General features: G+C 62.2%; 27 protein-coding genes. 11 read left to right on the forward strand and 16 right to left on the reverse strand.

The features are described from left to right. Nucleotide 1: 1 nt before the first annotated feature. Nucleotides 2-283 carry an HU family DNA-binding protein gene (locus tag ACF8SD_RS05860; protein WP_003255106.1) on the reverse strand — a complete coding sequence of 94 codons (282 nt, stop codon included), beginning with the start codon at nt 281-283 and terminating at the stop codon, nt 2-4. A 370-nt stretch (nt 284-653) separates the two neighbouring features. Between ACF8SD_RS05860 and yejK the strand changes: the two genes are divergently transcribed. Next, entirely contained in the window at nt 654-1,661 is a 1,008-nt protein-coding gene (yejK, locus tag ACF8SD_RS05865) for a nucleoid-associated protein YejK (protein ID WP_173887695.1), read from the forward strand. A 97-nt stretch (nt 1,662-1,758) separates the two neighbouring features. Here yejK and ACF8SD_RS05870 read toward each other — a convergent pair whose 3' ends face one another. From ACF8SD_RS05870 to ACF8SD_RS05935, 14 genes are all read right to left on the reverse strand, one after another. Beyond that, nucleotides 1,759-2,049, reverse strand: a complete 291-nt coding sequence (locus tag ACF8SD_RS05870) for a GIY-YIG nuclease family protein (RefSeq protein ID WP_392484078.1) — start codon at nt 2,047-2,049, stop codon at nt 1,759-1,761. Further along, on the reverse strand, nt 2,042-2,518 hold the full coding sequence (locus ACF8SD_RS05875; RefSeq protein WP_054911609.1) for a nuclear transport factor 2 family protein: 477 nt from the start codon (nt 2,516-2,518) through the stop codon (nt 2,042-2,044). The genes ACF8SD_RS05870 and ACF8SD_RS05875 overlap by 8 nt, the downstream gene beginning before the upstream one ends. Nucleotides 2,519-2,742: 224 nt before the next feature. Beyond that, entirely contained in the window at nt 2,743-4,023 is a 1,281-nt protein-coding gene (locus tag ACF8SD_RS05880; protein WP_392484079.1) for a CynX/NimT family MFS transporter, read from the reverse strand. Nucleotides 4,024-4,036: 13 nt separating this feature from the next. After that, the gene (locus tag ACF8SD_RS05885; RefSeq protein ID WP_173887692.1) at nt 4,037-4,684 is read right to left on the reverse strand and encodes a FadR/GntR family transcriptional regulator; all 648 of its coding nucleotides are present in this window, start codon (nt 4,682-4,684) and stop codon (nt 4,037-4,039) included. Nucleotides 4,685-4,838: 154 nt separating this feature from the next. Beyond that, complete coding sequence (gene hisC, locus ACF8SD_RS05890; protein ID WP_392484080.1) at nt 4,839-5,885, reverse strand: histidinol-phosphate transaminase; 1,047 nt, start codon at nt 5,883-5,885, stop codon at nt 4,839-4,841. A 2-nt stretch (nt 5,886-5,887) separates the two neighbouring features. Next, entirely contained in the window at nt 5,888-7,213 is a 1,326-nt protein-coding gene (gene hisD, locus ACF8SD_RS05895; protein WP_173887690.1) for a histidinol dehydrogenase, read from the reverse strand. A gap of 134 nt (nt 7,214-7,347) precedes the next feature. Beyond that, nucleotides 7,348-7,983, reverse strand: a complete 636-nt coding sequence (gene hisG / locus ACF8SD_RS05900; RefSeq protein WP_009683026.1) for an ATP phosphoribosyltransferase — start codon at nt 7,981-7,983, stop codon at nt 7,348-7,350. 91 nt (nt 7,984-8,074) lie between these two features. Then, nucleotides 8,075-9,340, reverse strand: a complete 1,266-nt coding sequence (gene murA / locus ACF8SD_RS05905) for a UDP-N-acetylglucosamine 1-carboxyvinyltransferase (protein ID WP_009683027.1) — start codon at nt 9,338-9,340, stop codon at nt 8,075-8,077. Between the two features lie 23 nt (nt 9,341-9,363). Beyond that, nucleotides 9,364-9,603: a BolA family protein gene (locus ACF8SD_RS05910; protein WP_003255121.1), complete on the reverse strand. Its 240-nt coding sequence runs from the start codon at nt 9,601-9,603 to the stop codon at nt 9,364-9,366. A gap of 117 nt (nt 9,604-9,720) precedes the next feature. Further along, complete coding sequence (locus ACF8SD_RS05915; protein WP_009683028.1) at nt 9,721-10,023, reverse strand: lipid asymmetry maintenance protein MlaB; 303 nt, start codon at nt 10,021-10,023, stop codon at nt 9,721-9,723. After that, nucleotides 10,020-10,667: a phospholipid-binding protein MlaC gene (locus ACF8SD_RS05920; RefSeq protein ID WP_392484081.1), complete on the reverse strand. Its 648-nt coding sequence runs from the start codon at nt 10,665-10,667 to the stop codon at nt 10,020-10,022. The genes ACF8SD_RS05915 and ACF8SD_RS05920 overlap by 4 nt, the downstream gene beginning before the upstream one ends. A gap of 9 nt (nt 10,668-10,676) precedes the next feature. Next, nucleotides 10,677-11,162: an outer membrane lipid asymmetry maintenance protein MlaD gene (mlaD, locus tag ACF8SD_RS05925; protein WP_009683030.1), complete on the reverse strand. Its 486-nt coding sequence runs from the start codon at nt 11,160-11,162 to the stop codon at nt 10,677-10,679. Next, nucleotides 11,162-11,959, reverse strand: a complete 798-nt coding sequence (gene mlaE, locus ACF8SD_RS05930) for a lipid asymmetry maintenance ABC transporter permease subunit MlaE (protein ID WP_173887688.1) — start codon at nt 11,957-11,959, stop codon at nt 11,162-11,164. The genes mlaD and mlaE overlap by 1 nt, the downstream gene beginning before the upstream one ends. Next, nucleotides 11,959-12,768, reverse strand: coding sequence for an ATP-binding cassette domain-containing protein (locus ACF8SD_RS05935; protein WP_009683032.1), 810 nt, complete (start codon nt 12,766-12,768; stop codon nt 11,959-11,961). The genes mlaE and ACF8SD_RS05935 overlap by 1 nt, the downstream gene beginning before the upstream one ends. Nucleotides 12,769-13,009: 241 nt before the next feature. On the opposite strand from ACF8SD_RS05935, the gene ACF8SD_RS05940 reads away from it, so the two are divergent. The 10 genes from ACF8SD_RS05940 to ACF8SD_RS05985 all read left to right on the forward strand — a co-directional run bounded on the left by ACF8SD_RS05940 (nt 13,010) and on the right by ACF8SD_RS05985 (nt 20,012). Next, a complete protein-coding gene (locus ACF8SD_RS05940) occupies nt 13,010-13,990 on the forward strand; it encodes an SIS domain-containing protein (protein ID WP_173891650.1) in 981 nt (326 codons plus the stop codon). After that, the gene (locus ACF8SD_RS05945; RefSeq protein WP_173887687.1) at nt 13,990-14,514 is read left to right on the forward strand and encodes an HAD family hydrolase; all 525 of its coding nucleotides are present in this window, start codon (nt 13,990-13,992) and stop codon (nt 14,512-14,514) included. Before ACF8SD_RS05940 ends, ACF8SD_RS05945 begins: the two co-directional genes overlap by 1 nt. Before the next feature lie 8 nt (nt 14,515-14,522). Next, nucleotides 14,523-15,095, forward strand: a complete 573-nt coding sequence (lptC, locus tag ACF8SD_RS05950; RefSeq protein ID WP_173887686.1) for an LPS export ABC transporter periplasmic protein LptC — start codon at nt 14,523-14,525, stop codon at nt 15,093-15,095. After that, nucleotides 15,082-15,606 carry a lipopolysaccharide transport periplasmic protein LptA gene (gene lptA, locus ACF8SD_RS05955; protein WP_029887549.1) on the forward strand — a complete coding sequence of 175 codons (525 nt, stop codon included), beginning with the start codon at nt 15,082-15,084 and terminating at the stop codon, nt 15,604-15,606. Before lptC ends, lptA begins: the two co-directional genes overlap by 14 nt. Continuing rightward, on the forward strand, nt 15,607-16,332 hold the full coding sequence (gene lptB, locus ACF8SD_RS05960) for an LPS export ABC transporter ATP-binding protein (protein ID WP_010952146.1): 726 nt from the start codon (nt 15,607-15,609) through the stop codon (nt 16,330-16,332). Between the two features lie 172 nt (nt 16,333-16,504). Continuing rightward, nucleotides 16,505-17,998 (forward strand): RNA polymerase factor sigma-54, encoded by a 1,494-nt coding sequence (locus ACF8SD_RS05965; RefSeq protein WP_173887685.1) that lies wholly within the window; start codon nt 16,505-16,507, stop codon nt 17,996-17,998. A 79-nt stretch (nt 17,999-18,077) separates the two neighbouring features. After that, the gene (gene hpf / locus ACF8SD_RS05970) at nt 18,078-18,386 is read left to right on the forward strand and encodes a ribosome hibernation-promoting factor, HPF/YfiA family (RefSeq protein ID WP_003255135.1); all 309 of its coding nucleotides are present in this window, start codon (nt 18,078-18,080) and stop codon (nt 18,384-18,386) included. Nucleotides 18,387-18,398: 12 nt separating this feature from the next. Further along, nucleotides 18,399-18,863, forward strand: coding sequence for a PTS IIA-like nitrogen regulatory protein PtsN (gene ptsN, locus ACF8SD_RS05975; RefSeq protein ID WP_173887684.1), 465 nt, complete (start codon nt 18,399-18,401; stop codon nt 18,861-18,863). A 2-nt stretch (nt 18,864-18,865) separates the two neighbouring features. Further along, on the forward strand, nt 18,866-19,720 hold the full coding sequence (gene rapZ, locus ACF8SD_RS05980) for an RNase adapter RapZ (protein ID WP_009683042.1): 855 nt from the start codon (nt 18,866-18,868) through the stop codon (nt 19,718-19,720). Between the two features lie 19 nt (nt 19,721-19,739). Next, nucleotides 19,740-20,012, forward strand: coding sequence for an HPr family phosphocarrier protein (locus tag ACF8SD_RS05985; protein WP_173887683.1), 273 nt, complete (start codon nt 19,740-19,742; stop codon nt 20,010-20,012). Nucleotides 20,013-20,096: 84 nt separating this feature from the next. On the opposite strand, the gene ACF8SD_RS05990 is transcribed toward ACF8SD_RS05985, so the two are convergent. After that, nucleotides 20,097-20,219, reverse strand: coding sequence for a hypothetical protein (locus ACF8SD_RS05990; protein WP_283246104.1), 123 nt, complete (start codon nt 20,217-20,219; stop codon nt 20,097-20,099). Nucleotide 20,220 lies beyond the last annotated feature (1 nt).

The following is a 20,220-nucleotide window of genomic DNA, read 5'->3' on the forward strand; positions in this document are numbered from 1 at the left end:
ATTACTTGTTGATAGCGTCGGTCAGCACTTTGGCTGGCACGAACTTGACGACTTTCTTGGCAGCGATTTCGATGGCAGCGCCAGTCGAAGGGTTGCGGCCAGTGCGGGCAGGACGCTCCGAGACTTTCAGCTTGCCGATGCCTGGCAGGGTGATTTCAGCGCCGTTTTCCAGCTGGTCAGCAACGATCTGGCCCAGTTGCTCCAGTGCGTTCTTGGCGGTGGCTTTCGGCGCGGCGATCGACTCGGCGATGTCGGCAATCAGTTGGTCTTTGGTCAATGCCATGGTGGTGTTCCTTCCCTATCAAATTCGATGGTTATGCAGCGAACGACGACGTTATCGGGCCAGCCCCTTGTAGTTGGAGGGCCGCGCCAATTGGGTATGTAGATACCCAAATCGGCGTTTGGTTCGACACGACGGCAGCGCGCTGCCAGCAATGCGCCACAGGTGGGCACAAGACCGCGCAAAGCTACCACAGGAGTGGATAAATATCCGCTGCGCACTTCGATTAAATGCAGGTTTTTCAGGGGTTTTGGCTTAAAACGTACAAAAATGAACAAAAAACGAACAACCGGCATTTCGGCCAACATCCGGCCACTGCACCACTGGGTGTCTGGGTTAAACTTGGCGACTTTTGCAGCTCGCCGAGAATTTCATGCCTATCCGTCATTGCATCGTTCACCTGATCGACAAGAAGCCTGATGGCAGCCCCGCCGTACTGCATGCCCGCGACAGCGAATTGGCGGCTTCCGACGCCATCGAAAACCTGCTGGCAGACCTGAACGACAGCTACAACGCCAAACAAGGCAAGGCCTGGGGCTTCTTCCACAGCGAGTCGGGGGCCTACCCGCTCAGCGGCTGGCTGAAGCAGTACCTGGAAGGGGAAACGGGGTTCACCGCCTTCAGCCGCCTGGCCGTGGAGCACCTGCAGAAGCTGATGGAAGAGTCCAACCTGTCCACCGGCGGTCACGTGCTGTTTGCCCATTACCAACAGGGCATGACCGAATACCTGGCAATCGCCCTGCTGCACCACAGTGAAGGCGTGGCGGTGAATGCTGAACTCGACGTAACCCCATCTCGTCATCTTGACCTTGGCCAGTTGCACCTGGCGGCGCGCATCAACCTGTCCGAGTGGAAGAACAACCAGAACTCCAAGCAGTACATCTCGTTCATCAAGGGCAAGAACGGCAAGAAGGTCTCGGACTATTTCCGCGATTTCATCGGCTGCCAGGAAGGTGTCGACGGCCCGGGTGAAACCCGCACCCTGCTCAAGGCCTTCAGCGACTTCGTCGAGAGCGAAGACTTGCCGGAAGCCTCCGCCCGCGAAAAGACCCAGACGCTGGTCGAGTACGCCACTACCCAGACCAAACTGGGCGAGCCGGTGACGCTGGAAGAGCTGTCCAGCCTGATCGACGAAGACCGGCCCAAGGCGTTCTACGACCATATCCGCAACAAGGACTACGGCTTGTCGCCGGAGATTCCGGCGGATAAACGCACCCTCAACCAGTTCCGTCGCTTCACCGGGCGTGCCGAAGGGCTGTCGATCAGCTTCGAGGCGCACCTGCTGGGCGACAAGGTGGAGTATGACGAGGCCGCCGGCACCCTGATCATCAAGGGGCTGCCGACCACCCTGGTGGACCAGCTGAAGCGACGCAAGGACTGACGGCTCATGGGCCGCGCGACCCGCTCCTGCACGCCTCGCGACCTCTTGTAGGAGCGGCCTTGCGTCGCGATGGGCCGCAAAAGCGGCCCCGGCATCCTCAAGCCGAACCCATCAGGTAAGCCGCCACCAGCGCCTCTTTCGCCGACTTGCGCAGCCGTTTCACCAACCGCTCCTGGCGCAACGCCTCGCCCTTGTCCGGCCACTGTTCGACATACACCAGCGCCTGTGCCGGGCTGGTCTTGAAGTACCGTGCCCCCTGCCCTTTCTGATGGGCCAGAAAACGCCGCTGCGGGTCATCGCTGACCCCGCAATACAACGAACCGTTGGCCGCCCTGACCAGGTATACATACCAAGGCTTGCCAACGCCTGCGGGGGCAGCTTCACACACCTTGGGCCTGCTGGAATGCGCGCAAACCCTTGAAGGCCTGTGCGCGAACCTTGTTCTGCAGCAGCGGCGACCACCCCAGCAATACCCCTGGCATGCCCAACGCCTGTCGCGACCAGCGCCACAGGTCGAACGTATCGTCGTGCTGGCAGATCAAGCCATCGCGGATGATGAAACGTGCCTGGATATCATTGACCACCACGCGGCCCGTCTGGCTGAACAGGTAGGTCGCCACCCAGTGTGCGGCACCGCTGCGCTCGTCGGCCCGTACGCTGTCGAAGGTCAGGGTGAAGTCTTTGGCGCGCGTGGTCAGCATGCGCCACATGTCGCCCGCATCCTTGCCACGCAGCGTGCCGAAAACCGGGTCGCTGAAAACGATATCGTCGCTGTAGCAGGCGATCATTGCCTCGGCGTCCAGGCGCTGGAAAGCCTGGTAGAAGCGCGTAATCAAATCGCGGTGGGCGTCACTCATGGGGGCTGGTCCATCCTGGGGTCGAAAGCAGCACGATAATCTGACCCGGTTGCTTATGCCAGCTTCCGCCGCAGCATCTACAGCGCCTGTGAGACCGAGCGCCGCGCGGGCGGCGCTCGATCTCACAGGCGCTGCATATCTTCTGACAAACACCTGTCAGCCCTGATGCGATCCCTGTGGGAGCTGGCTTGCCGGCGACAGGGCCGGTGCTGCCCAGCACAGATTCAGACCTTTTCGCTGGTCACCTGCACATGCAAAGCCCGCCCGGCCCCCAACCCGAAGACGATGGCGCCGACCCCAAGCACAGCGAAGATCCAGCCCACGGCCGCCCAGCCGCCCGTCAGATCATGCACCAACCCCACCGCGAACGGCCCCATCGACGCCAGGGTATAACCCACGCCTTGGGCCATGCTCGACAGGTTGGCCGCCACGTGGGCATCCTTCGAGCGCAACACGATCAAGGTCAGCGCCAGGGCAAAGGTACCGCCCTGCCCCAGGCCCAGCACCACGGCCCAGCCCCACAGCCCTGAAAGCGGGGCATACAGGCAACCGAACAGGCCCGCCAGAGTGGTCAGCATGACCACCACGATTGCCAGCCGCTGGTCCTTGCCGCGAGTGGCCAGCCACGGCGCGCTCAGCGAACTCAGTAACTGCACGATGACCGACCCGGAAAGTACCAGGCCGGCCTGGGTCGGGCTCAGGCCACGACCGATCAGGATCGACGGCAGCCAGCCAAACACGATGTAGGCCAGCGACGACTGCAGGCCCATGTACAGGGTCACTTGCCAGGCCAAGGGATCACGCCAGAGGCCACGTACGCGGTATGCCACCGTGTGCAGGCCATGCCCCTGGCGGGCTTGTGGCAGCCAAACCAGCATGGCCAGCAGCGCCGGGAGCATCCAGAAGCCCAGGCCCAACGCCCAGCTGCCACCGAAATGGCTGGCCAAGGGTACGGTAGCACCCGCCGCCATGGCCGCGCCCAGGCACAAGGCCATGGTATACACCCCGGTCAGCGTCCCTGCGTGCTGGGGGAAGTCGCGCTTGACGATACCGGGCAACAACACCCCGATGATGCCGATGCTGGCGCCAGCCATCAGGCTGCCCAGAAACACCCCCGCCACGCCCAAACTGCTGCGCACGACGATGCCCAAAGCCAGGGTGAGCAGAATGCCGACGATCACCCGCTCACTGCCAAAGCGCCGTGCCAGCATCGGTGCCAGCGGCGCAAACAGCCCAAGGCACAACACCGGCAAGGTGGTCAGCAAGCCGGCTTGCGAAGCGTTCAGCCCCAGGCCTTCGGACACCTGGCCCAGCACGGGCGCCATGCTCGACAGCGCCGGGCGTAGGTTCAGCGCCACCAGCACCAGGCCGAGCAACAGCAGCCACGGCCGACGCAATTGCACCGGCTGCTGCTGGACTTGCTCGTCGTCGGCCTCGGCGTCGATCAGCAGTTCATCGAGATCACGCGCGTGCGGTGGGGTGTTGCGAGGTAGGGGTTCAGCCATGGCGTTCTCGGGGTCAGGATTCGATGAGGGTACGGCTCAGGCGCTTGGCCCGGTCCGCATCACGCTGTTCGATGGCGTCGAGGATCTGCCCATGCAGATCGAACGTAGCCTGGCAGCGCGGCACGGTCGCCATGCTGTGCTGCAGCGCCGCCGCGACCACGCCGGAAAAATAGCGGTAAAGCTCGCTGAGTGCGGGGTTGTGGGCGGCATCGACCAGCCGCTGGTGAAACACCAGGTCGCACCTTATGTAGTGATCGACATCACCATGAAAATGCCCGGCGCTGCCGGCCAGCGCTTCGCGCAGCCCCTGCAGGTCTGCATCGGTGCGCCGCAGCGCGGCCAGGCCAATCGCCTCCGCCTCGAGAATGTGGCGGGTTTCACGGGCCTGCTCGGCGGTACAGCGGGCCATGGCCTGCATCGCCAGCAACGGGTCCTGTGCGGTACGCAGGTAGCTGCCGTCGCCTTGGCGCACTTCGACCAGGCCGCTGAAGGCCAGCACGCGCATGGCTTCGCGCACGGTGTTACGGCTGATGCCCAGTTGCAGGGCCAGTTCCGGCTCGGTCGGCAGGCGTTCGCCGATCTGCCAATCGCCCTGGGCGATGCGCTCACGCAGTTGCTCAACGGCCTGCTCGACCAGGGAGCGTTTGATCAATAACGACATCGATACATCCAGTCATCGGACGAATAAAGGCTAACCATAAGCGCTGAATCAACAGGCTGCAACGCTTCACACGATTGTTTTTAAGTAGAGGCGGGGCGCCGCACGGGCGGCGCTCGGTGTTACAGGTGCTAAAACTGCTGCGCCCAAGGCGCGCTCAGTTCAAGGCATCCAGCAGTGCCTGGTTCATCTCCGGCGTGCCAATGGTGATCCGCAGGAACTGGGCGATACGCGCCTGCTTGAAGTGGCGCACGATGACACCCTGCTCGCGCAAGCGCGCTGCCAACTCGGCGGCATCCTGTTGCGGGTGGCGCGCGAAGATGAAGTTGGCCGCCGACGGCAGCACTTCGAAGCCCTTGGCCTGTAAGTGGCCAACCAACGCCTCGCGGCTGTCGATCACCTTGCGGCAGGTTTGCTCGAAGTACTCACGGTCCTCGAAAGCTGCGGCGGCGCCAACAATGGCCGCGCGGTCCAGCGGGTAGGAGTTGAAGCTGTTCTTGATGCGCTCCAAGGCCTCGATCAGGTCCGGGTGCCCCACGGCCAAGCCAACACGCAGACCCGCCAGCGAGCGCGATTTGGACAAGGTCTGGGTCACCAGCAGGTTGTCGTAGCGGTCGACCAGGCTGATGGCGGTTTCGCCGCCGAAGTCGATGTACGCTTCATCCACCACCACCACCGAGTCACGGTTGGCCTGCAGCAGTTGCTCTACCGCCTGCAGTGGCATCAGGCAACCCGTAGGCGCGTTGGGGTTGGGGAAAATGATCCCGGCATTGGGCTTGTTGTAGTCCTCGATACGGATCTGGAACTGCTCGTCCAGGGCCACCTGCTCGAACGCGATGCCGTAGAGGCCACAGTACACCGGGTAGAAGCTGTAGCTGATATCGGGGAACAACAAGGGTGCATCGTGCTGGAACAGGCCGTGGAAGATGTGCGCCAGCACCTCGTCCGAACCATTGCCGACAAACACTTGCGCCGGGGTAACGCCGTAATACTCGGCCACTGCCTGCTTCAGGCGGTCACCGTTAGGATCGGGGTACAGGCGCAGGTTGTCGCTCAGCTCCGCGCGCATGGCTTCCAGCGCCCTGGGCGACGGGCCGTAGGGGTTCTCGTTGGTGTTCAACTTGACCAGCCGCGCCAGCTTGGGCTGCTCGCCCGGCACGTAAGGCACCAGGTCCTTGACGAAGGGGCTCCAGAATCGACTCATGTTCAGTTCCCCTTCTGTTGGGTGCGGATGCGGTATTCAGCGCTTCGGGCGTGCGCGGTCAGCGATTCGCCACGGGCCAGCACGGAGGCAGTCTGGCCCAGTTCGGACGCGCCTTGCTCGGAGCAGAAGATGATCGACGACCGCTTCTGGAAGTCGTACACACCCAACGGCGACGAGAAGCGTGCAGTGCCGGAGGTTGGCAACACGTGGTTGGGGCCAGCGCAGTAATCACCCAGTGCCTCGCTGGTGTGGCGGCCCATGAAGATCGCCCCGGCGTGGCGAATGTGCGGCAGCCAGGTCTGCGGGTCGGCAACCGACAGCTCCAGGTGCTCGGGGGCAATGCGGTTGGCCACGTCCATGGCCTGCTGCATGTCTTTTACCTGGATCAGTGCACCACGGCCGTTGACCGACTTCTGGATGATTTGCGCACGCTCCATGGTCGGCAGCAGCTTGTCGATACTGGCAGCGACACGGTCGAGGAAGGCGGCATCCGGGCTGACCAGAATGGCCTGTGCGTCTTCGTCGTGTTCAGCCTGGGAGAACAGGTCCATGGCGATCCAGTCCGGGTCGGTTTGGCCATCGCATACCACCAGGATTTCCGAAGGCCCGGCGATCATGTCGATGCCCACCTGGCCAAATACATGGCGCTTGGCAGTGGCGACGTAGATGTTGCCCGGGCCGACGATCTTGTCGACCTGTGGCACGCTTTCGGTGCCATAGGCCAGTGCCGCGACCGCCTGGGCGCCACCGACGGTGAATACGCGGTCGACACCGGCGATGCAGGCAGCGGCCAGCACCAGCTCGTTGACCTCACCACGCGGGGTCGGCACCACCATCACCACTTCGGCCACGCCGGCCACCTTGGCCGGGATGGCGTTCATCAGCACCGACGACGGGTACGAGGCCTTGCCGCCGGGCACATACAGGCCGGCCCGATCCAGCGGGGTAACCTTCTGCCCCAGTACGGTGCCGTCGGCTTCGGTGTACTGCCAGGAATCCTGCTTCTGCCGCTCATGGTAGATGCGCACACGGTCGGCGGCCTTCTCCAGGGCCTGGCGCTGTACGGGGGTGATGCGGGTCAGCGCCAGCTCCAGGCGCTCGCGATTGAGGATCAGGTCATCGATCGATGTGGCCTCAACACCATCGAAACGCTGGGTGAACTCTACCAGCGCCGCGTCGCCACGCTCGCGCACGGCCTTGATGATGTCCAGCACGCGCTGGTTGACCGCGTCATCGGACACACTTTCCCAGCTCAGCAGATGATCCAGATGTCGAGCGAAATCCGGATCAGCAGCGTTGAGACGGGCAATTGCAGTGGACACGGTCATGGCGAGGGCCTCGATGATTAGCGAATGCTCAGGCGCCCTAGGCTACCAGTCCATCCGCGCGGGCACCCGAGAAAAGTGGCTATGACGCGGATAGATGGGCGCGGCAACAACGGCCGCGCGCAATCGGTAGGGAATTAACCGCGGTGTCGCGATTCGACCGCCGCGCGCAGCGTGTCGATAAGGCTCTGGATGCGGGCGTGCTGCATCTTCATGGAAGCCTTGTTGACCACCAGGCGCGAGCTGATCGTGGCGATCATTTCCTGGGGTTCCAGGCCATTGGCCCGCAGGGTGTTGCCGGTGTCTACCACGTCGATGATCTTGTCGGCGAGGTTGATCAGCGGTGCCAGCTCCATCGAGCCGTACAGCTTGATGATGTCGACCTGGCGGCCCTGTTCGGCGTAGTAACGCTTGGCGACGTTGACGAACTTGGTGGCCACGCGCAGGCGGCCCTTGGGCTCAGGGGCGCCGACCACGCCTGCGGTCATCAGTTTGCAGCGGGCAATCTGCAGGTCCAGTGGCTCGTACAGGCCCTGGCCGCCGTACTCCATCAGCACGTCCTTGCCGGCCACACCCAGGTCGGCAGCACCATGCTCGACATAGGTCGGCACGTCGGTAGCACGCACGATCAGCAGGCGTACGTCGTCCTGCGTGGTAGGGATGATCAGTTTGCGGCTCTTGTCCGGGTTCTCGGTCGGCACGATGCCGGCCTCGGCCAGCAACGGCAAGGTATCGTCGAGAATACGGCCTTTGGAAAGCGCGATGGTCAACATTGGAACGTCGGTCCTTAAGCGGCTACTGCTGGCCAGGTCATGGACCTGGCCGCTTTCAATTCGAATGGTGCGTCCTTGCACCAGAGGGCGATCAGCCCGGTACGCGGCGGATTTTCGCGCCGAGCATCTGCAGTTTTTCTTCGATGCACTCGTAGCCACGGTCAATGTGGTAGATGCGGTCGATCAGCGTGTCACCTTCGGCCACCAGCGCCGAGAGCACCAGGCTGGCCGAAGCGCGCAGGTCGGTGGCCATGACCGGGGCGCCTTTGAGGGCCGGTACACCGGTGACGATCGCGGTGTTGCCTTCGACCTGGATCTGCGCACCCATGCGGTGCATTTCGTACACGTGCATGAAGCGGTTTTCGAAGATGGTTTCGATGACGGCACCGGTGCCTTCGGCAATGGCGTTCAGCGAGATGAACTGCGCCTGCATGTCGGTCGGGAAGGCCGGGTACGGTGCAGTACGCAGGTTCACGGCTTTCGGCCGCTTGCCCTGCATGTCGAGCTCGATCCAGTCTTCACCGGTGGTGATCTCGGCGCCGGCTTCCTTGAGCTTTTCCAGCACGGCTTCAAGGATGGTCGGGTCGGTATCCTTGACCTTGACGCGGCCACCGGTCACGGCAGCGGCAACCAGGTAGGTACCGGTCTCGATCCGGTCCGGCATCACGCGGTAGCTGGCCGACGCCAGGCGCTCGACGCCATCGATGGTGATGGTGTCGGTACCGGCACCTTGCACCTTGCCGCCCATGGCGTTGATGAAGTTGGCCAGGTCGACCACCTCCGGCTCACGCGCAGCGTTCTGCAGCACGCTGCGGCCTTTGGCCAGCGCTGCGGCCATCATGATGTTTTCGGTACCGGTCACGCTGACGGTGTCGAAGAAGAAATGCGCACCGCGCAGGCCGCCCTCAGGCGCCTTGGCCTTGATGTAGCCGGCTTCGACCTCGATCTTCGCACCCATGGCCTCCAGGCCACGGATGTGCAGGTCGACCGGGCGCGAACCAATCGCGCAACCGCCAGGCAGCGCCACCTCGGCCTCGCCGAAGCGGGCGACCATCGGCCCCAGCACCAGGATCGAGGCGCGCATGGTCTTGACCAGCTCGTAAGGCGCGACCAGGGTCTTGATGGTGCGCGGGTCGATTTCCACCGCCAGCTTTTCGTCGATCACAGGCTCAATGCCCATGCGGCCGAACAGCTCGATCATGGTGGTGATGTCGTGCAGGTGCGGCAGGTTGCCTACGGTGACCGGGCCATCGGCCAGCAGGGTCGCCGCCAGAATCGGCAGGGCTGCGTTCTTCGCGCCCGAAATACGGATCTCGCCGTCAAGGCGAGCGCCGCCAGTAATAATCAGTTTGTCCATTGGAATCTCGCCGCCAAGTTGGCTCAGGTGCGCTCAGCCCAGGCTGCGCTGCTGAAAAATTTCATGGTTACCGCATGGATGCTGCCATTGGCGATCCACGGATTCAGATGAGCATAGATAGCCTGCTGGCGTTTGACTGGGCTCAGGCCAGCCAACTCGTCGCTGATCACGTTCAACTGGAAGTTGCAGCCTTCGCCTTCAACTTCGACCCGGGAACCCGGCAATTTCTCTTCAAGGAAGCTTTTAACTTCTACGGCCTGCATGCTCAACCTCAATCGGCGCCCGATGCGCACGGGTCGGCCATCATACAAAAAAGCCCCTCGCCTGCGAAGCCCAACGAAGGCTTCGCTGACCGAGGGGCCGTCATCCGTGCCGGGCCATCAGGTCGCCAGCACTTGATCGAGGTCGTAGACCTCGGCAATTTCCCGCATGTCGTCGGGCATGCCCCGCACCCGGCAGGCCTTGCCGGCTGCCTGGGCATCGCGCATGAACGACAGCAGCAACGACAGGCCGACACTGGTGGAGCGCAGCACGCCCGAGCAATCGAGCACCAACTGCGCATCCCGGCTGGCAGTGATCAGCGCCTTGCCTTGCTTGCGCAACTGCGGCCCACTGCGATAGTCCAGCACGCCGGACAGGCTCAGCACGCCCGGCTCAGCCATGCTTACCGCGGCCTCACTCATTTCACCGCCTTTTCTGGCGAGTTGTCGGCGGCCTGCTTGGCCTTGGCCACTTCGCCGGCCCAGCCGTCGATGGTCTTGTCCAGGTTGTTGCCGTTGCGCTGCATGGCGTCGGCGAACTGGTCACGGAACAGCTTGCCGATGTTGATGCCGTTGACGATGACGTTACGCACCTTCCACTCGCCACCCAGGTTTTCCAGGGTGTACTGCACCGGGTACACGGCGCCATTGTTACCGGTGACCTTCATACCGACCGAAGCGCGCTTGCCATCATCGGCCTTGGCCGGGTCGACGACGATGCCCTGGTTGTTGTACTCCAGCAACGCATTGCCGTAGAACTGGAACAGGCTGCGCTTGAAGTTTTCCTGGAAGCGCTGCATCTGCTCGGGGGTGGCCTTGCGCGAGTACTTGACGGTCATGATGCTGCGGGAGATACCGTCGGCATCGACCACCGGCGCGAGAATCCGGTCAAGGGTGTCGTAGAACGCTTGAGGGTTGGCCTTGTACTGCTCTTTGTTGGCCTTGAGTTCACCCAGCAGCTGCGTGGTGGTGCTTTGAACCACGTCATGCGGGGACTGCGCGGCCAAGGTCATCAGGGGGAAAGCCGCCAGCAACACCAGCAGGCCACGTCGCAAGATCGAAATCATGGAAACTCCTCAATTAGCCGGTTGCGCTTCTTTCGGTTCCTTGCCAACGGAGTTGAGCAGGAACTTGCCTATCAGGTCTTCCAGCACCAGGGCAGACTGGGTGTCGTGAATGGTCGAGCCATCCTTGAGCACGTCTTCCTCACCGCCCACGCTGATACCGATGTACTTCTCGCCAAGCAGACCGGCGGTCAAAATCGAGGCAGTGGAGTCGGTCGGCAGGTTGTCCACCGACTTGTCCAGCTGCAGGGTCACCCGACCGGTGTAGGAATCCCGGTCCAGATCGATGGCGGTGACCTTGCCGATGGTCACGCCCGCCATGGTCACCTTGGCTCTGACCGTCAAACCGGCGATATTGTCGAAATAGGCATAAACTTTATAGGTATCGCTGCTCGGGCTGGCCGACAGCCCGCTGACACGCAGGGCCAGCAGCAGCAGCGCCAGGATCCCGGCCAGCAGGAACAGGCCGACACCGATTTCCAGGGTGCGGTTTTGCATCAGAAATCTCCAAACATCAAGGCGGTCAGAATAAAGTCCAGACCCAGCACTGCCAACGAGGCATAGACCACGGTCTTGGTGGTTGCACGGCTGATCCCTTCTGAAGTGGGCTCACAGTCGTACCCCTGGAATACGGCGATCCAGGTCGCGACGAATGCGAACACTAGGCTCTTGATCAACCCGTTGAGCACGTCGTCGGTGAACGAAACACTGTTCTGCATGTTGGCCCAGAACGAGCCCTCGTATACGCCCAGCCAGTCCACGGCGACCCACGAGCCCCCCCAGATACCGACCACACTGAAGATCAGCGCCAGCAGCGGCAACGAGATGAAACCGGCCCACAAGCGTGGCGCCACGATGTACTTGAGCGGGTCGACGCCGATCATCTCCAGGCTGGACAACTGCTCGGTGGACTTCATGTTGCCGATTTCGGCAGTCAGTGCAGAACCGGCACGGCCTGCGAACAGCAAAGCCGTGACCACCGGCCCAAGCTCGCGCAACAGGGTCAGGGCCACCATCTGGCCCACGGCCTGCTCGGAGCCATACTTGGTGAGGATGCTGTAGCCCTGCAGTGCCAGCACCATGCCGATGAACACCCCGGACACGACGACGATCGCCAGCGACAGCACGCCGACCGAGTACAGTTGCCTGGTCAGCAGCTGGAAGCCACCGCCAATGCCGCCGCGCCCGACCAGGGCATGGAACAGGAACAGGCAGGAACGCCCGAGTACCGCCACCACATCGATGGCCGAGCGGCCCAGCAGCCGGACACGTTCGAGTAATGATTTTCTGCGCATCAACGCGCCCCCAGCAGATCGGCGCTGTAGTCAGGCGCAGGGAAATGGAACGGCACCGGGCCATCCGGGTCGCCCTTCATGAACTGGCGGATCCGCGGGTTGTCCGAGCCCATCAGCTCATCGGGGGTACCCTGCCCCAGCACCTGGCCATCGCCCACCACATAGATGTAGTCGGCGATGCTGGCGGTCTCTGCGAGGTCATGGGACACCACGATGCTGGTAATGCCCAAGGCATCGTTGAGCAGGCGGATCAAGCGCACCAGCACCCCCATGGCAATAGGGTCCTGCCCGACGAACGGCTCGTCGTACATGAGGATCTGCGGGTCCAGGGCGATCGCCCGGGCCAGCGCCACACGACGCTTCATGCCACCGGACAGCTCATCGGGCATCAGGTCGATGGCCCCACGAAGCCCCACGGCCTGCAGTTTCATCAAGACGATGTCACGAATCATGTCGTCGGCAAGCTGGGTATGCACGCGCAGCGGAAACGCGACGTTCTCGAACACATCGAGGTCGGTGAACAGCGCGCCGCTCTGAAACAGCACGCCCATCTGCTTGCGGGCGTCGAACAGGTCGCTGCGCGACAGCGTCGGCAGGTTCTGCCCGGCGACCCATACCTCACCACTGGCGGGGCGCAGCTGCGCGCCCATCAGGCGAAGCAACGTGGTCTTGCCGCAACCCGATGGCCCCATGATGCCGGTGACCTTGCCGCGCGGGATGCGAATGTCGACGTTGCTGAAAATGCTACGCGAACCGCGCTTGAAGGTAACACCCTTCAATTCCACCGCGTAGGCGCTATCCACACTCATCTAGACTCCTTGCTGATGCAGCCTCGTCCTTATGGACGCCAACTTCCATGCGGAAGGCACACGCGCCCTTGGCAGGCCGAATAGCGGCGAACTATAGCACCGCTGCGCACGCGCCCCCAAGGCCATGCACGCCCCGTTCAGCTCTGAGACAGGGTTTGGCGACCGTTGCAAGGCAAATGGAAAAGGTGAGGGTTTCTTGGATTGCGGCTATAATCGCCGCCTTTTCATCAGGCAGTGCTTAATTGACATGAGCCAATCCAGCGAGCTGATTCAATCCGCACAGCGCACCGTGCGCCTGGAACTCGAGGCCGTCGAGGGCCTGCTGGCGCGCATCGACAAGCATTTCGTCAAAGCCTGCGAACTGATCCTGGCCAGCCAGGGCCGCGTCGTGGTGCTCGGCATGGGCAAGTCGGGGCATATCGGCAACAAGATTGCCGCTACCCTCGCCAGCACCGGCACCCCCGCGTTTTTCGTGCACCCGGCTGAAGCCAGCCATGGCGACATGGGCATGATCACCGGCAACGATATCATCCTGGCGCTGTCCAACTCAGGCAGCACGGCCGAGATCGTCACGCTGCTGCCGCTGATCAAGCGCCTGGGCATCACGCTCATCAGCCTTACCGGCAACCCGGATTCCACCCTGGCCCAGGCAGCAGAGGTGAACCTCGATGCCCGGGTCGCACAGGAGGCCTGCCCGCTGAACCTTGCCCCTACCTCATCGACCACTGCGGCACTGGTGCTGGGTGACGCGTTGGCCATTGCCCTGCTCGAAGCGCGCGGGTTCACTGCCGAAGACTTCGCCTTCTCACACCCTGGCGGCGCCCTGGGGCGGCGGCTGTTGCTGAAGGTCGAGCATGTGATGCACAGCGGTGACCAGTTGCCCAAGGTGCTGCGCGGCACGCTACTCAAGGATGCCCTGCTGGAGATGTCGCACAAAGGGCTGGGCATGACCGCAGTGCTCGAGGCTGACGGCAAGCTGGCCGGGATCTTCACCGATGGCGACCTGCGCCGCAGCCTGGATCGCAATATCGACGTGCATACCACCTTGATCGACCAGGTCATGACCGTACATGGCAAAACTGCCCGGGCCGAAATGCTCGCCGCCGAGGCCCTTAAAATCATGGAAGACCACAAGATCAACGCACTGGTGGTCGTCGATCCGGACGACCGGCCGACAGGTGCCCTGAACATGCACGACCTGTTGCGTGCAGGAGTTATGTGATGAGCCAGAATCTCATGCAACGTGGCCAGGCCATCAAGCTGGCCGTGTTCGATGTCGACGGCGTGCTGACCGATGGCCGCCTGTACTTTCTCGAAGACGGCAGCGAATTCAAGACCTTCAACACCCTCGACGGCCAGGGCATCAAGATGCTAATGGCGTCGGGCGTGGCCACGGCCATCATCAGCGGGCGCAAGACCCCGGTGGTCGAGCGCCGTGCTGCGAACCTGGGTATCGCGCACCTGTTTCAGGGCCGCGAAGACAAATTGGTGGTACTTGACGGCCTGCTGGGCGAACTCGGCCTAAGCTATGAACAGGTCGCCTACCTCGGCGACGACCTGCCCGACCTGCCGGTGATTCGCCGCGTTGGCCTGGGCATGGCAGTGGCCAACGCTGCGCCCTTCGTTCGCCAGCATGCCCACGGCGTGACCCAGGCACGCGGCGGCGAAGGCGCTGCCCGCGAGTTCTGCGAACTGATCATGCAGGCCCAGGGCACCCTGGACGCTGCCAACGCCAACTACTTGTAAGGCCGCCCATGTTCAGCAAGAAAGTCCGCAATATTGCGCTGCTGGCAGTGATAGCTGCCGTGCTCGCTGCCATTGGCTACTGGAATGTCAGCCCTGAAAGCTTCCTCGACCAGCCTGTGGCCCAGGTCGATGAAAGCGCCATCGACTACTATGCGATCAACGCCCATAGTGTGCAGTTCTTGCCGGACGGCAAATTGCAGTACGAAATGACCGCCGACAAGGTCGAGCACGTCAAGGCGACTGAAGTTACCTTGGTGACCACGCCTGACCTGCGCCTTTACCGCGGCACCGAATACCCGTGGCATGTTCAGAGCGAGCGCGCCGAGGTCAGCCCGGACGGCAACGAGGTCGAACTGATCAACCAGGTCCGTGTTGCCCGCACCGACGAAAAACAGCGCGACACCATCATCACCAGCTCACGCATGACCGTATTCCCGCAGAAGCAATATGCGCAGACCGAGCAAGCCGTTAGAATCGACGGCGCCGGTGGCACAACCACGGGCAAGGGCATGAAAGCGTATTTGAAAGAAGGCAAGATGGACTTGCTCTCTAACGTAAGAGGACAGTATGAGGCTCGTTAAAACCCTCCCCCTTTTGCTCAGCCTGAGCGCAGCACTGGGAAGCGCGAGCGCCTTCGCCCTGCCGAATGACCGTGACCAGCCTATCCGCATCCAGGCCGACAACGCGCATCTGGACGACAAGCAGGGTGTCGCGACGTACACCGGTGACGTGATCATCACTCAAGGCTCGATGATGATCAAAGGCAATACCGTGACCATGACGCGCGCCGCCAACGGCGACATCGACGTGGTGACTTCGGTTGGCAACCTGGCCTACTTCGAGCAGCAGCAGAGCGCCGCCAAGCCCGACAAGATGAAGGGCTGGGCAGTGACCATCCAGTACCAGGCGCAAAAAGACACCGTGATCCTTACCGACCGCGCCAAGGTCGAGAACGAGGGCAACACCACCGAGGGCGAGAAGATCGTCTACAACACCAAGTCGCAGGTGGCTACCGCCGGCCGTGGCGGTAACGTGACCCAGCCACGTCAGCGCATCGACATGGTGATCCAGCCCAAGAAGAAGGCCGAGTAAATGGCAACCCTAAAAGCCCAGCACCTGGCCAAAAGCTACAAGGGGCGCCAGGTCGTACGTGATGTCAGCCTGTCGATCGACAGCGGCCAGATCGTCGGATTGCTCGGCCCGAACGGTGCCGGCAAGACCACCTGCTTCTACATGATCGTCGGCCTGGTCCAGGCCGAGCAGGGTCGTGTCCTGATCGACAACCTCGATGTCAGCCACCAGCCCATGCACGGCCGTGCGCGCGCCGGCATCGGCTACCTGCCGCAGGAAGCCTCGATCTTCCGCAAGCTTTCGGTGGCAGACAACATCATGGCCATCCTCGAAACCCGCAAGGACCTCGACCGCGATGGCCGGCGCAAGGAGCTGGAAAGCCTGCTGCAGGAGTTCCACATCAGCCACATCCGCGACAACCTCGGCATGAGCCTGTCCGGTGGCGAACGCCGCCGTGTCGAGATCGCCCGCGCCCTGGCGACCGCGCCCAAGTTCATCCTGCTGGACGAACCCTTCGCCGGCGTTGACCCGATCTCGGTCGGCGACATCAAGCAGATCATCCACCACCTCAAGGCCAAGGGTATCGGTGTGCTGATCACGGACCACAACGTGCGCGAAACCCTGGATATCTGCGAGACCGCCTACATCGTCAACGATGGCCGGCTGATCGCCGAAGGCGACGCCGAAACCATCCTGGCCAACGAACTGGTCAAAGAGGTTTACCTGGGCCACGAGTTCCGGCTCTGACCCACTCCTGCCTGGGGTACTGCAACCTGCCCTGCACTCAGGGTTAAAATTGTTACGTACTCTAGGCAAACGCTACAATTTAAGGCATAAAACTTGCTTGATCTGGCGCCCCGGCGCCCTCGTGTAGTGGATGGCGCATGCGCGCCGGCGAACAAGGTATTAAGCCCCAGCCATGAAACCATCGCTCGTCCTAAAAATGGGCCAGCAACTGACGATGACACCGCAGTTGCAACAGGCCATCCGCCTGCTCCAGCTCTCCACCCTGGACCTCCAACAGGAAATTCAGGAAGCGCTGGAGTCGAACCCGATGCTCGAACGTCAGGAAGACGGCGACGACTTCGACAACAGCGACCCGATGGCCGACAACGCCGAGAACAAGCCGGCCACCGAAGTTCAGGACAACAGCTTCCAGGAAAGCACGGTCAGTGCCGACAACCTCGAAGACGGTGAATGGAGCGAGCGCATCCCCAACGAGCTGCCGGTCGACACCGCCTGGGAAGACATCTACCAGACCAGCGCCAGCAGCCTGCCGAGCAACGATGACGACGAGTGGGACTTCACCACGCGGACATCGGCCGGCGAAAGCCTGCAAAGCCACCTGCTGTGGCAACTGAACCTGGCGCCGATGTCGGATACCGACCGCCTGATCGCCGTGACCCTGATCGACAGCATCAACGGCCAGGGCTACCTGGAAGACACCCTCGAAGAAATCTGCGCTGGCTTCGACCCGGAGCTGGATATCGAGCTGGACGAAGTCGAAGCGGTGCTGCACCGCATTCAGCAGTTCGAACCGGCAGGCGTCGCGGCACGCACCCTTGGCGAGTGCCTGTTGCTGCAACTGCGCCAACTGCCTGCCAGCACGCCGTGGCTGAACGAGGCGAAACGCCTGGTCAGCGATTTCATCGATTTGCTCGGCAGCCGCGACTACAGCCAGCTCATGCGGCGCATGAAAATCAAGGAAGACGAACTGCGTCAGGTGATCGAACTGGTGCAAAGCCTCAACCCGCGCCCGGGTTCGCAGATCGAGTCCAGCGAGCCCGAGTACGTGGTACCGGACGTGATCGTGCGCAAGGACAGCGACCGCTGGCTGGTGGAGCTGAACCAGGAGGCCATCCCGCGCCTGCGCGTGAACGCGCAATACGCCGGCTTCGTGCGCCGCGCCGATACCAGTGCCGACAACACCTTCATGCGCAACCAGCTTCAGGAGGCGCGCTGGTTCATCAAGAGCCTGCAAAGCCGCAACGAGACCCTGATGAAAGTCGCCACGCAGATCGTCGAGCACCAGCGCGGCTTCCTCGATCATGGCGACGAAGCGATGAAACCGCTGGTGCTGCATGACATTGCCGAAGCGGTGGGCATGCACGAGTCGACCATTTCCCGGGTGACCACGCAGAAATACATGCACACGCCCCGCGGCATCTACGAACTGAAATACTTTTTCTCCAGCCACGTCAGCACCTCCGAAGGCGGAGAATGCTCGTCTACAGCGATCCGCGCGATCATCAAGAAACTGGTTGCAGCGGAAAATCAGAAAAAGCCATTGAGTGACAGCAAGATCGCTGGTTTACTGGAGGCACAAGGCATCCAGGTGGCCCGCCGCACCGTCGCCAAGTACCGCGAGTCTCTCGGCATCGCACCGTCGAGTGAGCGCAAGCGACTGATGTAGCCCCTGAGCTCTGCCATAGCGTTTGCGGGGCAGGTGCAAGACCTGCCTCTTTATGCACGGGCAACAAAGGAGAAGCTGTATGCAAGTCAATATCAGTGGACAGCATGTAGAAGTCACCCAGCCACTGCGCGATTACGTGCTCGAAAAGCTCGCCCGCGTGGAAAGTCACTTCGACAAGATCACCAACGTGCAGGTCATCATGAAGGTCGAGAAACTGCAGCAGAAGGTCGAGGCGACCCTGCAGATTCCCGGCGGCGAAGTGGTAGCAAACGCCGAACACGAAGATATGTATGCAGCGATCGACGCCTTGGCCGACAAGCTCGACCGCCAACTGAAAAAACACAAGGAAAAACAGCAAAGCCTGCTGCAAGGTGCAGCTGCCCGCTGATCCCCCTCATCCATGATCCGACTTGAAACCATCCTGACCCCCGGCCGTTCCCTCGTGAACGTGCCGGGCGGCAGTAAGAAGCGCGCCCTGGAAAAGGTCGCCACCATCATCGCCGAACAAGTGCCGGAACTGGAGATGCAAGTTGTCTTCGAAAAGCTGGTCGCCCGGGAAAAACTCGGTTCAACCGGTTTCGGCAATGGCATCGCCATTCCGCACTGCCGGCTTGAAGGCTGCTCCGCGCCAGTCAGCGCCCTGCTGCACCTGGAAGCACCCATCGATTACGATGCCATCGATGGCGCGCCGGTAGACTTGCTGTTCGTCCTGCTGGTCCCTGAAGCCGCCACCGATGCCCACCTGGAACTGCTGCGCCAGATCGCCAGCATGCTCGACCGCAAGGACGTGCGTGATCGCCTGCGTTCGGCCCCCAGCAACGAGGCCTTGTACCAGGTTGTCCTGGACGTACAGAACGAGCACTGAACATGCGCCTGATCATCGTCAGCGGCCGGTCCGGCTCCGGCAAGAGCACCGCCCTCGATGTCCTGGAAGACAACGGTTTCTATTGCATTGACAACCTGCCCGCCGGGCTGCTGCCGCAGCTCGCGGAAAATGCACTGATCAACACCGAACTGCTGCAGCCGAAAGTGGCAGTGTCGATCGACGCCCGCAACCTGCCCAGCCACCTGTCGCGCTTCCCCGAGCTGCTAGCCGACGCCCGTGCCCGCCACATCCAGTGCGATGTGCTGTACCTGGATGCCGATGAAGATACCTTGCTCAAGCGGTTTTCAGAAACCCGCCGCCGCCACCCGCTGACCAACGCCGACCGCTCGCTGGCAGAGGCCATCCGCGTGGAGAGCGAGCTGCTGGGGCCGATTGCCGACCTGGCCGACCTGAAGATCGACACCACCAGCCTGAACCTCTACCAGTTGCGTGACACCATCAAGTTGCGCCTGCTCAACAAGCCCGAGCCTGGTACCGCATTCCTGGTCGAGTCATTCGGCTTCAAACGCGGCATGCCGGTCGATGCCGATTTGGTGTTCGACGTACGCTGCCTGCCCAACCCCTACTGGAAGCCCGAATTGCGTGAGCACTCCGGCCTGGAACAGCCAGTGATCGACTACCTGGCCGCGCAGCCGGACGTCGAAGACATGTTCAACGATATTTCCAGCTACCTGCTCAAGTGGCTCCCCCGCTTCGCAGCCAGTAACCGTGCCTACGTGACCATTGCCATTGGCTGCACCGGCGGCCACCATCGTTCGGTGTACATCACCGAACGTCTCGGCCAGTTGCTGCAACAGTCCCTGAAAAACGTCCAGGTCCGCCACCGCGACCTCTAGCCCAAGGATCCGCCCCACGATGCCCGCCCGCGAAATCACCATCATCAACAAGCTGGGCCTGCATGCCCGGGCGGCAGCGAAGTTCGTCGGCGTGGCCGGCCGCTTTCCCTGCCAGGTGCGGGTCGGCCGCGCGCCGGACAAGCTGGTAGACGGCAAAAGCATCATGGCCGTGATGATGCTGGCGGCTGGCAAGGGCACCCAAGTGCACCTGCATACCCAGGGTGAGCAGGAAAACGATGCCATGGACGCGCTGGTCGAGTTGATCAACAACTACTTCGACGAAGGCGAATAAGCTTCCCGCTGCAACTTGAGTGTTCAGCGCATGTGAAATCGAGCGCCGCCCGCGCAGCGCTCGATTTAACATGTGCAAAAATGTCTAGGTGAACAGCCAGGCAACACCGCGCGCCGCCAGCAGCGCGGTACCCGCCAGCAACAGCAAGGCCCCCAGCGCCTGGCGAAACAGGCGCACACTACTGACCGACATGATCTGCGAGCGCATA

The sequence above is a fragment of the Pseudomonas sp. CJQ_9 genome, assembly GCF_043106615.1.
GTDB classification, from domain to species: Bacteria; Pseudomonadota; Gammaproteobacteria; order Pseudomonadales; family Pseudomonadaceae; genus Aquipseudomonas; species Aquipseudomonas juntendi.